A 15979-nucleotide genomic window follows, 5' to 3' on the forward strand; every position below is an offset into this window, starting at 1 on the left:
GCCCAATGCCACGACCAGGGCGATATGCCCAAGCGTCTTACCGACGCCGGCCTCATAAGAAGCAACAATCGTATTGGCTGGCATACCGGCGACCAGAGCCAGTCCTACCGATACCAGGATAATCACGATAAAGGGATTCAGCCGATACCGCGCAATCAAGACAATCAACGCAATGATGGCCACTACGGCATAGATCAGAAGCCAGAACCCGGTAGAAGGCGTCATCGAGCATTCCTCGTGCCTGAATCCGTCCATGGCTGGACGGCATAACGTCATTGTTAGAAGTAGGTGGCAACAGCTCCGGTGACGCGGTATTGCTCATCTACCAGGAGGAGCTGCTTCCATTTATCGAACGTGAGACATGGATGAGAAATATCGAAACACAGCATGTCCCCTACCTGCAGATCCGCCTCGGGTGGTACGTCCATAAAGGCATGCTGATCCATCATGGCGCTGATCTTCCAGGCTGCAGGCGCCTCCATTGGAGAGGCGGAATGACCGGGCCGAAAATGCAGCGTGGGAACAGGGAAACCGGCATCGAACGCCGCATCACGCTTGCCCAGTGCAATGATGGCGCGGCCCGGCTCGGGTCGTGATTGCACATAGGCCCAAAGTTGCAAGGCTGGCAGAAGGCTGCGCTGCATTTCCTGTGCAACAGGGTTATTGGCTTGAATACGTGCCTCGGCCGCTTTGTAGATACCTACGTCATGGGTGAGATAGCAGCCGGGGCGTAACACAATATCCAAAGGCAGCCCCGTCTGAGGAAGCGCAAACTCCTCGGCAACCAGATCGAACCAGGCAGACCCAGCGCCTGATAGGATAATGCGAGGCTCGGCAAACCCGCTTTCATCAGCTATGGCACGCGTCCTTGCTACGGTTTGCTTAAGAAAATCACGGATTTCGGCCTCCTCTTTCAGGACCCCCTCGTAGACCTCAATCCCTACCAGGGCCAGTGCCTGCGGCCAGCGTGAAATGGCGTCTCGCACTGCCCTTTCCTGCTCCTCATTACGCACGCCAGTACGACCGCCTGATACGCCATATTCGAGTAAAACCCGAAGGCGTTGACCTCTCTCACTGAAATAACGTCCTAGGCTTTCGACGTTTTGAGAGGAATCAACCACACAACAAAAGCTGAAACCGGGATCGGCCTCTTGCAGATCGGCAATCAGGGCCATATTGGCTTTGCCAACCAGCTGATTGGCCATTAGCACACGCCGTATCCCGTGGGTAAACGCTACGCGAACCTGTGGTGCAGTGGCGAGCGTAATACCCCAAGCCCCCGCCTCCATTTGCCGCTTGAACAATGCCGGGCTCATGGTGGTTTTACCATGCGGCGCAAGCTGTACGCCGTATCGCTCCATGAACTGCTTCATCCACTGCAGGTTATGCTCGATACGCTGCTCCCGCAGTACCGCAACAGGCAGACTCACGTCCTCCTTCAAGATATCCCACCCCGAGGCGGCAACTTCTTGGGTAGAGACAGTACCCGCTAACGAACCGAGACCCTTTCCGAGTCCATTGACTTGTTCAGATGCAGCATGGTGAGGCTTCACAGCGATTCCCTTGCCTGGTTTTTGAAAGCAACATACACCGAAGCGAGGTTTTATCAATTGATCATGAAAACTAATTTCATAAGCAGAAGACCTGATGCCGTTATTGGATAAAAACAGGTCGTAATTTAGGGAGAGGTTGTGCTTTTGGCAGGGCATGTAGAGACAATGGGCTCGTCTGTCATGACTTTGTGAGCAAAGCTCAATGCATCCTTTTGAGAGACCAGCCAAGCCCCTGAGTGGCTTTCGCCCTTATATACATGAGTCTCAATTGTCGTACCGGCATTGCAGGCCTCCTGAACCAGTAGCTGCTGCCCCTCCGGACGAACATCCCGGTCCGCATCGCCGGTTCCGACAAACAAGGGCTGGTCCAGCTTCAAGGTATTGAAGCGATATTGAGGCAAAAGAATCTTGGCCATCGTCTTTACCGCCTCGGGTTGAACCGTATTAGCCTGAGTGAGGCCCGCCTGCATGACCTCTCGTGCCAAGGTGCCCACACACAAGCGGGCGGCCTTTTCGAATAACGGCATGGCTTTTGGCGTAAACAGCGTCGAAGCATCGGTTACTGGCTGCCTCTGATGGGCAACCAGCGCTACGTAAAACATATAGGCAATGCCGGGATCCACCTGGTTAGGATCTACCCCCGAGACGGTCATCGTTCTTTCCGTCAGATACGGTATACCTGTGACTATCGTGCCCTTGATATCCAGCTCCGGCGCATACTCCTTGGCAAATCCGGCCGTCGCAAAGGCCGCTCCGCCCCCTTGGGACTGTCCTGCCACGATCACCTTGTTGGCGATGGGATATCGTCCATCCGTAACGGCGCGGATACTATCGAGCACACCGTAGGCCTCGGAGCGCTTGGTCAGGTAGGGATGCAAACCGGGCGTGCCAAGCCCCTCATAATCCGTCGCGACAATGGCGTAACCCTGCTTAAGCCAGCGATTCAAGTAATCTTTGTAAACGGTTGGTGCTTCATTCCAGGACGGCGCGCAGACATCGGCTACGCCTACTGTTCCATGAGCCCACGCCAGCAACGGCCACCCTCCCTCAGGCGGTTGCCCTTTGGGAACGAACAACTGACCAGAGACCGTAATGGGCGAGCTGTCCAGACCGCTCACTGACGTGTAAAGAATACGAAACTGCCCTTCTGCATCCTCCAACCGATTTTGTGGGGGAAGTGGCTCACTGCGCAGCAACTCACCTGCAGCGGTTGGAATAGGTTTATCCCACCGATAGAACGTTGAAACGCCGCCGTCCCCCGAATCCCAAGATTCCTGAGCCTTGGCTGACTCTATTCCCATTAGTAACAACTGGGCACTGACCAGCAGAGTTGCTCTGAGCAGTCCTCTACGTTCATGAACAGGTCTTGCTCTGAATGACATCGTACTGTCTCTCCGCAGAGTTTATGGGACGGCTTTTATGCAAGACAGCGACTACGGCTCATGGTTTGATCAACGCCCTTTTGACCTGCTGCGCCGTACCAGAAATAGGAGTGCGAAGACTCGCACAGTTAAAAAACCGAAGACCGTCTATCCTGTTTTTGCTTGTCGTACCGCTTCGCTTGGAATACTGTATATCCAAACAGGAAAAGGACTGAGGTTGCATTATGTCGCTTGATCAAGCGGAAATGACAGTTAAGCAAGACCTGGAATGTGCTCTGGCATCGCTGGACATGCAGCGTGACGATTTTCTCGAACTGGCGCGCGGCATCAGACAGAAAATCTCGGAAGAGACTGAGAAAGCGGTTGAGCTGGAAGCCAATCTTGGCTGATTGCTCTTGAGTTAAACGGTACTTCTCCCGCTGCGGCTGCACCTGATCAGCCGCACGCTAATTTCCTGATTAAAGCTTTTTGCTATATCTATAGCGCCGGAAGCTATTTTATTAGCCCACTTGTGTAATCTTATAGTTCTAGATCCTTACATTATGGAATAAGAACATGAGAACCGCTCTGCGTCGTTATTTCACGTTTGCAAGCCTGGCTCTGGCACTCGGTATCTCCGTTAATGCCTATGCAGAAGACCTGTTAAAGGAAGTCAAGCAGCGCGGTACGCTGGTGATTGGGCTTGAGGGTACTTACCCTCCTTTCAGTTACCAGGATGAAAATGGCAAGCTGACCGGTTTTGAAGTCGAGTTTGCCCAGGCGCTGGCCAAAGAAATGGGCGTACAGCCAAAAATCCAGCCGGGCAAATGGGATGGTTTATTGGCCGCGTTGGATTCCAAGCGTCTGGATGTGGTGATCAATCAGGTCACCATTAGCGAAGAGCGCAAGAAAAAATATGATTTTTCGACGCCCTATACGGTCTCCGGTGTCCAGGCAATGACTCGCAAGAACGAGCAGGACACCATCAAGAAGCCGGAAGACTTGGCCAACAAGAAGGTGGGTGTTGGTCTTGGTACCAATTATGAGCAATGGCTCAAGGAAAACGTACCACAGGCTGATGTTCGCACTTATGAAGACGACCCAACCAAGTTTCAGGACCTGCGTGTAGGTCGGATCGATGCCGTTCTGGTAGACCGACTGGCCGCCTTTGAAATGGCTGCCAAAACCGGTAACCAGTTTGTACCAGCAGGCGAACCGTTCAATCGTCAGGAGTCGGGCGTGGCCGAGCGCAAGGGAAATCCCGAATTCCATGCCGCCATCGACCAGGCCATTGCCAAGATGAAAGCTGATGGCACGCTGGCCAAGCTCTCACAGAAGTGGTTCAAGGCTGACGTCACTCAATGAGCGAATCCAGCCTTCAACTGATACTGGATTCGCTTCCGTTTCTGCTCAAAGGTGCTGTCTGGACTGTACTACTCAGTCTGGGCGGCATGTTTTTCGGGCTGGTGCTCGGGTTCTTTCTGGCGCTGATGCGGCTTAGCCAAAACATGGTAGTGCGTGCAGTAGCGCGGGTATACGTGTCTTTCTTTCGAGGCACCCCACTGCTTGTGCAGCTGTTCATGATCTATTACGGCTTGCCTGAGCTGGGCATTCAGCTAGATCCTCTGCCCGCTGCGCTCGTGGGTTTTTCGCTGAATATGGCCGCTTACATCTGTGAAATTCTGAGGGCAGCCATTGCCTCGATTGACCGAGGACAATGGGAGGCGGCTGCCAGCATTGGCATGACACGGGCACAGACCCTGCGTAGGACCATCCTTCCTCAAGCAGCCCGTACGGCGCTCCCACCTTTAGGTAACAGCTTCATTTCGCTGGTAAAAGATACCTCTCTTGCGGCTACCATTCAGGTCCCAGAGATGTTTCGCCAAGCGCAGCTCATTACGGCGCGTACCTTTGAAATCTTTAGCATGTATCTAACGGCCGCATTGATCTACTGGGTTCTGGCCAGCACCCTGGCGGCGTTGCAGAACACGCTGGAAAATCGGGTAAACCGGCATGATCAGGAGCGTTGAGTCATGATTGAAGTACGTAACCTGACCAAGTCATTCAATGGCCAGCCGGTGCTCAAGGGGATCAATCTGGATGTAGCAGCGGGCGAAGTCGTTGCCATTATTGGCCCCAGTGGCTCCGGCAAGACCACCCTGCTTCGTTGCCTGAATCTTCTTGAAACGCCCGATAGAGGCCGTATCCGCGTTGCGGATATCGCTATTGATGCAAGTCAGAGCCTGAACTCGCAGCAGAGCCAGATTCGGGCGCTCCGCCAACGTGCCGGCTTCGTATTTCAGAGTTTTAACCTTTTTCCTCATCGTACGGCTCTGGAAAACGTGATTGAAGGGCCGATTGTGGTCAAACGGGAGGCCAGGGAATCCGCCGAAGCCCGGGGCCGGGCATTACTGGCGAAAGTAGGCTTGGCGGGCAAGGAAGATGCGTATCCCAGACGGCTATCCGGCGGACAGCAGCAGCGCGTTGCCATTGCCCGTGCGCTGGCGATGCAGCCCGAGGTTATTCTCTTCGATGAGCCCACGTCAGCCCTTGATCCTGAGCTGGTCGGTGAGGTGCTGACGGTCATTCGTGACTTGGCCAATGAGCAGCGGACCATGGTGATCGTGACGCATGAGATGAGCTTTGCCCGTGACGTGGCGCATCGCGTGCTGTTTGTCGATCAGGGCGTGATCGTTGAACAAGGAGAAGCCAAGGCGCTGTTTGCCAATCCCCAGGAAGAGCGGACGCAACGGTTCTTGAGCAAGTTCAGGCGTCAATAGTATTAACGTTACCTTATCGAGTGTCGGCTGTAACTAGTCAACTTGTCACCTCTGTCAAGATCCTAAACGGCTTCCAGCTTTAGGCGACAAGTTTGATCTAATACGCATCTTGTAATATTTATCTTGTAGCCGTTATTTTCGTGTCTAGCCTAAGGGGGTCACTAGTGAAGGGACGCCTTTATGCAACCAGAAAAACAGACTTATCAGATAGACGATGTCTTGTTTGATGTAAGCCGTGCAACTGTTCTAATCCTGGCAGGAGGCACAGGATCCAGGTTGTGGCCTATAAGCAGTTCCGTACGGCCTAAGCAGTTTGTAGCACTGTTGCATGCAAATAAAACTATGCTCCAGATGACATGGGATCGCTTGCCGCCCTGGCTACCTAAGGGGCATATTTTTGTAAATGTGGCTAAAGGGTTCGAGTCGTTAGCGCTTGAGCACTTACCTGGCCTTACGCCTGATCGTCTTATCGTCGCGCCTGAAGAGCGTAATACCCTGCCTATTACGGGCTATGCCACAGCGTACATCGAACATTTCATTCCTCAGGCCACGATATTGATGGTTGCCGCTGACAATACGATAGCCGGAATCGAGCAATATCATGATGCGCTCAAGAGCTGTTTCACGGCAGCTCAGGCGGGAAAACATATTATTGCCTTAGGCGTACCGGCCATCTCTCCATGCACTCAATACGGATACATGACACTAGGCCTGCCAACTACTTTAGGCGAGTGGGTATTCCAAGGAGAAGCCTACCTAGAGAAACCTTCTCTTGAAACCGCCCAACGCTTGGTCCAAGAGGGACGGCATGATTGGAACACTGGCGTCTTTGCATGGAATGCTGACGTCTTTTTTGAGGCCTGTCAAAAGCATGCATCTGATCACTGCGACATATTTAATCGTTTTCGATTACCGGATGTATTGGATGATGCAAAAATGCTGGCATCACTGTTCAGCCAGCTTCCAGCTCAAGATCTCGATCGTGGCTTGATGGAGCGCCTGGCTTGCTCTTCACGAGCAAGCCACGACCCTCAGCTGATGTTTGTACGTGGCTTATTCACCTGGGATGATGTTGGTAACTTTTCAGCGCTAGGCAGCCATTTTCCAAAAGATAAAGCAGAAAATGCGTGTTCAGGGGACATTTCCGTGCAAGGTGCTGCCCGGTGCACGATTCTTTGTGAGCCGCCCTATTCTCTTCAAGTAGAGGACTTATCCGATGCGCTTATCGCTGTATCCAAAGAGGGTAACATACTGGTCTGCTCTTTAGAGCACCTCGCAGATTTGAATGCGTTTCATAAAATGCCTTTATTTAATGGTTTGTCATCACATAAAGGTAATCGATTGGGTTTTTCGGACGACCTTGAGGGATGTGTAATCCGAGGGGCAGGAAAAATAGGGGCAGCCAACCGTTCCTGCATCGTTAACAACGGACCTGGAATCGTAGCGCTATATGGCGTCTCTGATTGCTCAATAACGATCAACGAGGGACTTATCAAGGTTGCACGAAACCCGAATAAGCTGCATGCCATATCCACTAGTTCCTCACCTGCCTGGATAACGGTTGATGAAAATTATGAGGCTCTGAGTAATCGAGTTGCTTTGGATCTGGTAGAAGACCTGAAGAATTTATTAGCTCTACGTCCTAATCCTGTGGTTGTTTTTTCAGCAGGCAAGACTCCCGTTCGGCTTTATGAGTTGTTGCGAACGAAATATTTCAGATCGATTGAATGGCAAAGGCTACGCTTTTTCCAGATGGATGAATATGTCGCGCATCGCCCTAAAGATGTCGGGATTTTCAGAAAACTTCTTAGTGAAGCGCTTATTGAGCCGCTTGGTCTTCAGGCCAACATGCTGACCGGGCAGGAAAGGCCAGAAGAACTCGCTCAATATGAATGTGCAATCACCTCACGTGGAGGAATTGACCTCGTCCTGCATGGTATTGGAGAGAATGGCCACTTAGGTTTCAATGAGCCCAACAGTCCCTTTGACTGTGAATCTCGCTGTGTAGAGCTTGCTAAAACAACTCAACCTGCAGGCCATGATTCTGAGTGGATCCCCACCCACGGTGTTACGCTTGGCCTAAGTATTCTTAATAGTGCTCGGCACATACGTGTAATAGCGTCCGGTCTTAAAAAACGTGCTGCTGTAGAGGCGGCTCTACTAGGGCCTAGAACTGAAAAATGCCCGGCATCAAGCCTTCAAGGACATCCCGATTGCCGTTTTTACCTTGATCGCGCTGCTTGTGCCTGGCTGGAGAACAAAAATGACTAACCCATTAGCTAGCATCGTAATTGGCGCTGGACCTGCAGGTCTTGGACCTTTGGTATGTGCTATGCAGCATAACGAGCACATTGAGTTACTAAATCAAGGCGTTGCATGGATCGAGGCTCAATCCAGTATTGGCAGCGGCAGTCTTGGTGATCACGCTATCTCGTCAGACACATCAGCCAGCGTGTTATTAGAGTGTCTTGAAGGTGCAAACAATCCCCTTTCCATACTGACCAATAGCCCTGAAGCTGAGGCCGTAAGATTGTATGGTTCCGGATCAATACCGCTTCAGGTAGGCGGACGCTTTTTGAATGCCATGGGGCAAGTTATGGAGAATGCCATCAGAACACATCCCCGCAGCGAACTACTTTTGAAGCAGCGTGCTGCTCGCATCGTCGTACGCGATACAAATGATTTTATTGTCGAACTGGCAGACGGAACGACTCGCAGCAGTCGAAGCGTTGTCTTTGCAATGGGCGGCTACCAAGAGCGTGATGAAACGCTTTCACGCTTTGTCAAACCGGAACTGCAGTTGCATGATACCTACGCTGAAAAATGTATTTTAACTAGCGAACTCTTCAGTCATGACGGACTACAAACTGTTATGGCTCGCCTCAAGCAGGCAACGAGACCTCGGGTGGTACTTATTGGCAGCTCGCATAGTGCACTAACCGCTGCACACCTTCTCTTGGAAGCAGGACTCGATTTCGATAAGCAAGCAGTAAGCGTGATGTACAAACGCCCGCCAAGAGTGTTTTATCCGGATCAAGCTTCAGCGTATGCGGATGGCTATCAGGAGTTTGGCGAGGCAGATATCTGTCCAACAACAGGAAGGATATACCGACTGGCAGGACTTCGAATGGCTGCGCGTGAACTGTTGAGGAGAACACTTGGCTTGGGAGACACGCAAAGGGAGGATCGGTTAGAGCTCTGCTCATTGTCAGATATGACAGTTGACGATGTTCGCGCTCGGCTTGATCGTGCAACAGTTATTGTGCCCGCCTTTGGTTATCGGCCTCGAACCTTGCCGGTATTCACTGCACAAGGGAAGCGGATACAACTTTTGACTGAAACTGGACCACGACAGCCTATGGTTGACAATAACTGTCGCATTCTAGCTGCTGGCGGAACGCATTTGCCTGGCATGTATGGCATAGGCCTCGCCTCCGGATTTGTACCTCGCGGTCCTAAGCTAGGTGGAGAGCCCAGTTTTGATGGGCAAACCAATGGTTTATGGTTATATCAAAATGGCATCGGCCGGATTGTACTTGACCATATGCTAAGGCACACACAGCCTCAGATGATAGCTATCTAATATGTTGACCCAAAGAGGAGTAGGAGACTTGGAAGCTCTCTTACTCCTGTCCTTTTCTCCAAGCCATATCCTTGAAGCCGATTATTAGGCCTCCTTGTTATACGGGATATTTAACAAACTGCTATTTAACCAAACAGTCGCTTTCTTGTTGATCCGCATGCATGATTTGCGGCCTTTTCAGCTGGCTGAGCCCGTTCGCTATGAATTTACGTTTTTGCCTCATTGCCATGACGGCCCTGGCAGTTATTGGCGATAACATGCTCATTCCCTTTTATCCGCAATACTTTGCTAGCCGTTTTGACGATCCTCGTCCCGAGCAGGTCGGTGCCTACCTGGCTGCTATTTGCGTTGTTGTCATGTTTGCCTTTCCTCTCTGGGCCAAACTGGCCAAGCGCGTGCATCCTATCCGGATCCTGATCTGGACACAGCTGGCTGCGGGGCTGCTCAGCGTATGCTGCTATACCATCGACTCCCTGCCCTTGTTCTGGGTTGTCTCGCTAGGCATGGTGGTCTTCAAGGGCAGCTATCTCTTGATGTATCCCTATGTGATGAGTCTGGAAGCCAAGGAAAGCCACACGCGAACCATTGGCACATTGTCGGTTGTGGTGCATTTCGGAGCCATCTTTGGCGCCGCTGTGGGCGGGCTGGTTCTCCAGGCGCTGGAAATGGGCGAGGTGTTCCTGATCATGGCGCTGGGCGACTTCATTCAGATGGCGATCTGTATGCGTCTGATGCGAGACAAACCTCCCGCTTCGGGAGAAGCTCCAGCCTCCAGCGAAACCCCTGAACAGCCTGCAACCGAAGTGCCTATCGCCAAACCAGGTAGCCACCTGATCATTTACAAGCTCTGTCTGATCATGTTGCTGTTCTACTTCAGTGCCTATGTCATTCGACCGTTCTTCTCGGTGTACTGGCAAGAGGTTTCCGCTATGGAAAATGAGCTCGTCACCGGCTTCGTCTATTCGCTGCCAGGCGCTGTAGCGCTAGTTGCACTCTGGTGGAGCAAGCGAGCCAGCCAACAAGGCCAGGCCTGGGAAGGTATCCTGTCCGCCCTGCTGCTTGGCGTCTGCGGTATTTTCATTCAGGGCTTTGAAAACGAAGTGGCCATCCTAGGAGGCCGTCTGCTGTTCGGCTGGGCCTTGTATCAGGTCACGGTGCGCCTGGATGCGCTCATGTTCGAGATGAGCAAGCCCGAGGCGTATGCTGTGGACTTCAGCAAGGTCAATTTTTTCCAAAGTCTGGGTGTCATGTGTTCATCCTATGGCGCTGGGCTTCTCGTCAGTCATTTCACGCTTTCTACGCCGTTCTGGGTAGGTGCAGCCGGCCTGCTGCTTACGGCGGTTCTCTTTCCGCTACTGGTTAAAGCGCCCAACAAGGCTGCAACAGCGGTCAAAGCGTAAATGCTTGAGGCGGTGGCAAACCTCTGCCACCGCTCACCCTGTTCCGCTCATCGCAATCTAGCGAAATGTGACACCTGGATTGCTAATGATAATTTGATGCATTTGTATTTAAGTGTTTAAATCGGCATTTCCGAGCATGTCCTCCCGAACGGCCGAACCAGACGTTCGGGAGATGACATCCAACCTCGTTCTGGGTCCGACGTATGACGATTCAGGTAAAGACCGATCTTACCCGCCTGCTGGATCTTTCCGCCCTTTCCTATTTAGGGCTCAAGGGAACGATAGGCCCTGCAGGCCCGGATGACCTCGCCTGCGGCAGTGCCGAAAACCATGTGCGCATTGCAGCGCTTTATGACCATTGGCAGCAGGCCCATCCGGAGGCCGGCCCCCATTACTGGTCAGCGCGTAGCTGGACGCTTATGGTCTGGCAGCCGATCTACCTGACGATTCTGGGTGTCCACCTCGGTCGATGTGCTCCTTCTCTCGATCAGTTTGCCCAGCGCGTACACCACGGGTTCGTGGCAGGGTTTTACCTGCATGATCATTGTCCCTATATCGCCGACCAGGACACGTTGATTCGTGTCGCCGCCAAGCAATTACAGAACCTTTGCGAACGGCAGCTGGAAGAAGCAGGCACGGTTTTCAAGCTCAACCCGAAAATGGCCCGCCGTCTGGCAGCAGACTGTGTGCTGGCAGCCCTTCTCTATGTGCAGAACAACCTGCGCGAAACGCTATGCAACACCCGTATGCGTGTGCTGGAAGGTATGTGGCTAGAAGCGCTGGGCCTCAAGGACAACAGCGAGCTGATCTGCATTGCGCTTGACGACGGACAAGAGCGGCTGGCGCTTGGACGCAAGGTCTGCTGCCAACACTTCCGCCGCGCAGATGGCGAATTATGCAGCACCTGCCCCAAGCTCAAGCAGGAAGAGCGCATTGCCCGTTTACGACAGGAGTTAACCCTTGAAGCTGCAACTCACTGATATCCGCGTCAACCGCGGCGGACGACTCATTCTGAGTCTGGACCAGCTGCGGCTTGCCGGAAATGAGCTGACAGTCATCCTAGGGCATAACGGTTCCGGCAAGTCGACATTGATGAACCTGCTGGCGCGTCAGACCATGCCCGACAGTGGCAGGATCGAGCTGGACGACCAGCCCATCGCACGGTTGAGCCAGCGGGAATTTGCGCGGCTGATTGCCTTTCTGCCTCAGCGGTTGCCGGAAGTCGCCGGGCTTACAGTACGTGAACTGGTGCGCCTGGGCCGTTTTCCCTGGCGCGGTCTGTTAGGCCGCTGGCAGCGTGAAGATCTGACGATCATCGAGCGAGCCATGCAACAAACCGATGTGGCACATTATGCCGATCACCTGACCGACACCCTTTCCGGCGGCGAACGGCAACGGGCCTGGATTGCGATGCTATTGGCCCAAGAATCGCCACTGATTCTGCTAGATGAACCCACATCGGCCCTGGACCTCTCCCATCAGTATGAGCTGATGGGCCTTTTACATGAGCTGAACCAGAAGACCGGACGCGGAATTGTCGTCATTCTGCACGACATCAATCTGGCTACACGTTATGCCGACCGTATCGTTGCCCTCAAGCAGGGTCGGCTGTTCTTTGACGGGACGCCACAGGCCTTGTTGTCCAGTCGTTTGCTATCCGAGCTGTACGAGATCGATATTCAACTCATTGAGCAGCCTGCGGCGCAGCGCAAGATTGCGGTTGTCGCCTGAAGATGCACGTTACCCGCACCGGGACGGGCGTCCCGTCCAGAACCATGTTATCTACTGCACCAGGTCTTCTGCGTTATCCGCTCACGCTACTGTCATTGCTTCTGGTACTGCTCGTACACCTGCAGATTGCTTCACCGCTGTCGTTAGGTCAGCAGTGGCATGCATTGTTCGATGCCTCCAGCCAAGACTTCACGCTGCTGCAATTTCGTGACTCTGCGCTTCCACGGGTTGTTATGGGTCTTCTGGTTGGGGCAGCGTTGGGCTTATCAGGCAGTCTTCTTCAGCAATTGACACAAAATCGTCTGGTTTCACCCATGACTATCGGGTCGGCCTCAGGGGCATGGTTGGGACTGGTTTGTGCCACGCTGATTGCACCAACCCTGGCTGCCGATCATGGTGAATGGGCCGCGCTACTGGGCGCAATGGCTGCAGTAGGCATTGTCCTGTTGATTGCAGGGCGATCTGGTATTGCTGGTCTTCCAATCGTTTTGGCCGGTATGGCCATGAATCTTCTTCTAGGAGCGCTGGCCTCGGGGCTCGTATTGCTCAACGATCAGTACGCCCGGAATCTTTTCCTCTGGGGGGCTGGCGATCTGGCGCAAATGGACTGGCAATGGGTCATCTGGCTGCTGCCCAAGCTGGCGGTCGGTCTGCTTGTCCTGGCCTTTGCCCAGCGACCGTTGACCCTGCTGCGCCTGGGCAGTGAAGGCGCACAAGCACGCGGCATGAGTTTATGGCCGATTATGTTGATGCTGTTTCTCGCCTCACTGTGGCTCACATCTGTTTCCATTACCGCGGTCGGCCTGATTGGATTCATTGGTCTGCTCACACCTAATCTTGCGCGATTGTTCGGCGCTCGTACCGCCTTTGATGAACTGCTATACAGCACGCTGCTGGGAGCTGTTCTACTGCTGACAACCGATGCACTGGCTGTGCTCGCCAGTCAATGGACGATCAACCTGATTCCCAGCGGAGCAGCGGCCGCATTGATAGGTGCACCGGCACTCTTATGGCTTTCGCGCCGCAAAATGTCGGCAGAAGATCAGCCTGGACTGACGCTCCCGGGCAATAGCGACAGAAGAATCACCACATCAGGCTGGGTACTTATTTTGGGCATTGCCCTGGTGATTGCGTTACTGACCCTATGCCTAGCGCCGGGCGCCCAAGGCTGGCAGTTGAACTGGCCCTCCTCCCTCGTCTGGTCCTTTCGCTGGCCGCGGACGCTAACGGCCGCCTCGGCAGGATTCGGACTGGCGATTGCAGGTGCCATTCTTCAACGTCTGCTGCGCAACCCCTTGGCGAGTCCGGACATTCTTGGCCTTTCCGCCGGGGCAACGCTTGCCCTTCTCATAAGTGCGTTTGTCATGGGTGGGACTATCCAGACTGCAGGCGGGCCATTGGCGGCTTTCGCTGGGAGCATGCTGGTCTTGGCTGTGCTGCTTGTGTTTGGTCGCCGGCACCAGTATGCACCGGGCATGCTGGCATTAGTAGGTATCTCCCTGATGGCATTGCTGGACGCCATCCTTCAATTTGCCCTGGCCAAGGGGACAGCAGACTCCTTCGCCATCATGGGCTGGTTGGCGGGTTCGACCTACCGGGTGTCGGCCAGCCAGTCTGTCGGACTTTGCATAGGCGTTCTGCTTATCGGAGGGGTCAGTCTACTGTTCCATCGAGGCCTGTCGCTGATTTCGATAGGTGACGGCGTGGCCCTTGGTCGCGGCCTGAATCTAACGCGCCTACGTATCGTGCTACTGGTTCTGGTTTCGCTGATGTGTGCGCTCGTGACCAGCGTAATGGGGCCAGTCGCCTTTCTGGGCCTGCTGGCACCGCATATTGCAGCCATCCTGGGTGCCAGGAAAGTACTGCCTCAGCTCTTACTCGCTGCCACGCTGGGCAGCGTATTGATGCTTGTCGCTGACTGGATAGGCCGAGTCATGATCTATCCCCTCCAGATGCCGGTAGGCATCGTGGCGTCCGTTCTGTGTGGAGTCTATTTCATTATTTTGTTAGCCAGACAGCGAGGCGCGTAGGGTTGCTCAAGCATAAAATCAGTCCCAGCCTGCTCCGTTGGGTCCTAACCGGACTCTTGATGATCGGCTCTGCACTCGCTCACGCAGCCGAAATACCGCAGCGGGTAGTCGCGCTCACCTGGGAAGCGGCTGAGCATTTGGTCGAAATGGGGATCACGCCCTTGGCGGTAGCGGACGCCGATGACTACAAGGTGTGGGTCGTGCGCCCTGCTTTGCCGTCATCGGTTCTCAATGCCGGAAGCCGTGTCGAACCCAATCTTGAGCTCTTGGCCGAACTCAAGCCAGACCTGATCATCTCCAGCCCGGCCCTCGGAGATTTGCGTGACAAGCTTGAGCAAATCGCTCCGGTAGAGTCATTCGACAGCTATCGACAGGATCACAACAATTACGAAACCGCACGGCAAAATTATCTGACACTGGCCAGGCAGTTTAATCGCCTCGATCAGGCGCAGCAGCGCTTGGCGGAAATGGATCGCCATATTGCTGAACTACGGCAGCGGCTGCTTGAGCACTTCAATGGCGAACCTCCGAAGGTCACGGTGATTCGCTTTTCTACGCCGGCGGTGGCTTATGTGTATGGCGACAACTCCATGCCCCAATATGCCATGAACCTACTGCATCTTCAGCCTGCCTACCCTTTACCCGCTACCGCCTGGGGTATTACACAGAAACCTATCAGTGACTTGGGAAAGATACGTGAAGGCGCTGTGCTCCATATCGAGCCGTTCTCCCAGGAGGACAAACTCTTTCCTACCCGCCTCTGGCAGGCGATGCCCTTCGTGCAAGCACGACGATTCGCTACGGTCCGCTCAACCTGGACCTATGGTGGTGTTTTCTCGGTGGAATATCTGGCTGAGTCGCTTGTAGACGCGCTCCTGACCTTACAGCCCGAGTAACGAGCTTTCTGCCCTTAAGCTCGCTCTAAGCTTATAGCTAGAAAGTATTTATAACTTTTTTTAAATTCCTTTAACGTCTATTTACCGGATCACCGGACCTGCACTGACTTTCCATCTGTCGGTCCGGCTCCGCTCTGGATCTGGCCGGCATTGCTCATTGCGAGGCCGTATGCTCAAGCCAGATACCCTTCTTGATAACGATCAGGATGTAGCTCCACCCGTCTACCCTGCCCGTATTCTCACTACCGACGCCGAAGCCATTGCTGCTGCTCATGAGCTAGCCCGTTTCGCTGCGCAAGAAGCATCGCTGCGTGACCAGGAGCGCAAACTTCCCTGGGCCGAAATCGAGCGTTTTACTACCAGCGGTCTGGGCAGCGTATTCGTTCCCAGAGCCTTTGGAGGCCCTCAGGTTTCCTTTGTGACGATCGCTGAAATCTTCAAGATCATTGCCAAGGCTGATCCAGCACTGGCTCAAATTCCCCAGAATCATTTCAGTATTCTCAATGTCATTCGAAGCGTAGCGTCCGCCGAGCAACAGCAGTGTCTATTCGAAAGCGTGTTGGCTGGCTGGAGAATAGGCAATGCAGGCCCCGAGCGCGGCAGCAAACATACATTGGACCTGAAAGCTCGCCTGACACCCGAAGG

Annotated in this window: 15 protein-coding genes; 12 read left to right on the forward strand and 3 right to left on the reverse strand. The window is 53.7% G+C overall.

Annotated elements, in window-relative coordinates; translation table 11 throughout:
* From PLU01S_RS24160 to PLU01S_RS24170, 3 genes are all read right to left on the reverse strand, one after another.
* On the reverse strand, positions 1 to 225 hold a 225-nt coding region (locus tag PLU01S_RS24160), incomplete at its 3' end, for a GntT/GntP/DsdX family permease (protein WP_218019576.1).
* 53 nt (positions 226 to 278) lie between these two features.
* Entirely contained in the window at positions 279 to 1430 is a 1152-nt protein-coding gene (locus PLU01S_RS24165) for an amino acid deaminase (protein ID WP_216822612.1), read from the reverse strand.
* A 248-nt stretch (positions 1431 to 1678) separates the two neighbouring features.
* Positions 1679 to 2935 (reverse strand): lipase family protein, encoded by a 1257-nt coding sequence (locus PLU01S_RS24170; protein WP_233432168.1) that lies wholly within the window; start codon positions 2933 to 2935, stop codon positions 1679 to 1681.
* A 224-nt stretch (positions 2936 to 3159) separates the two neighbouring features.
* On the opposite strand from PLU01S_RS24170, the gene PLU01S_RS25865 reads away from it, so the two are divergent.
* The 12 genes from PLU01S_RS25865 to PLU01S_RS24225 all read left to right on the forward strand — a co-directional run.
* The gene (locus PLU01S_RS25865; RefSeq protein WP_159435103.1) at positions 3160 to 3324 is read left to right on the forward strand and encodes a hypothetical protein; all 165 of its coding nucleotides are present in this window, start codon (positions 3160 to 3162) and stop codon (positions 3322 to 3324) included.
* 166 nt (positions 3325 to 3490) lie between these two features.
* Positions 3491 to 4279 carry a cystine ABC transporter substrate-binding protein gene (gene tcyJ, locus PLU01S_RS24175; RefSeq protein WP_074826510.1) on the forward strand — a complete coding sequence of 263 codons (789 nt, stop codon included), beginning with the start codon at positions 3491 to 3493 and terminating at the stop codon, positions 4277 to 4279.
* The gene (gene tcyL / locus PLU01S_RS24180) at positions 4276 to 4944 is read left to right on the forward strand and encodes a cystine ABC transporter permease (protein ID WP_010798334.1); all 669 of its coding nucleotides are present in this window, start codon (positions 4276 to 4278) and stop codon (positions 4942 to 4944) included. The genes tcyJ and tcyL overlap by 4 nt, the downstream gene beginning before the upstream one ends.
* 3 nt (positions 4945 to 4947) lie before the next feature.
* On the forward strand, positions 4948 to 5694 hold the full coding sequence (gene tcyN, locus PLU01S_RS24185) for an L-cystine ABC transporter ATP-binding protein TcyN (protein WP_074826513.1): 747 nt from the start codon (positions 4948 to 4950) through the stop codon (positions 5692 to 5694).
* Between the two features lie 180 nt (positions 5695 to 5874).
* Entirely contained in the window at positions 5875 to 7965 is a 2091-nt protein-coding gene (locus PLU01S_RS24190; protein WP_074826515.1) for a sugar phosphate nucleotidyltransferase, read from the forward strand.
* Positions 7958 to 9277 carry a hypothetical protein gene (locus tag PLU01S_RS24195; RefSeq protein WP_074826517.1) on the forward strand — a complete coding sequence of 440 codons (1320 nt, stop codon included), beginning with the start codon at positions 7958 to 7960 and terminating at the stop codon, positions 9275 to 9277. The genes PLU01S_RS24190 and PLU01S_RS24195 overlap by 8 nt, the downstream gene beginning before the upstream one ends.
* Before the next feature lie 200 nt (positions 9278 to 9477).
* The gene (locus tag PLU01S_RS24200; RefSeq protein ID WP_074826779.1) at positions 9478 to 10677 is read left to right on the forward strand and encodes an MFS transporter; all 1200 of its coding nucleotides are present in this window, start codon (positions 9478 to 9480) and stop codon (positions 10675 to 10677) included.
* Positions 10678 to 10880: 203 nt separating this feature from the next.
* A complete protein-coding gene (locus tag PLU01S_RS24205; RefSeq protein WP_074826519.1) occupies positions 10881 to 11657 on the forward strand; it encodes a siderophore ferric iron reductase in 777 nt (258 codons plus the stop codon).
* Complete coding sequence (locus tag PLU01S_RS24210) at positions 11638 to 12408, forward strand: ABC transporter ATP-binding protein (RefSeq protein ID WP_233432169.1); 771 nt, start codon at positions 11638 to 11640, stop codon at positions 12406 to 12408. Before PLU01S_RS24205 ends, PLU01S_RS24210 begins: the two co-directional genes overlap by 20 nt.
* Before the next feature lie 44 nt (positions 12409 to 12452).
* Entirely contained in the window at positions 12453 to 14438 is a 1986-nt protein-coding gene (gene fhuB / locus PLU01S_RS24215; protein WP_074826784.1) for a Fe(3+)-hydroxamate ABC transporter permease FhuB, read from the forward strand.
* 2 nt (positions 14439 to 14440) lie between these two features.
* Positions 14441 to 15334: an ABC transporter substrate-binding protein gene (locus PLU01S_RS24220; protein ID WP_233432172.1), complete on the forward strand. Its 894-nt coding sequence runs from the start codon at positions 14441 to 14443 to the stop codon at positions 15332 to 15334.
* Positions 15335 to 15503: 169 nt separating this feature from the next.
* On the forward strand, positions 15504 to 15979 hold a 476-nt coding region (locus PLU01S_RS24225; RefSeq protein ID WP_174588327.1), incomplete at its 3' end, for an acyl-CoA dehydrogenase family protein.

Source organism: Pseudomonas luteola NBRC 103146 (assembly GCF_002091675.1).
Taxonomy (GTDB): Bacteria; Pseudomonadota; Gammaproteobacteria; order Pseudomonadales; family Pseudomonadaceae; genus Chryseomonas; species Chryseomonas luteola.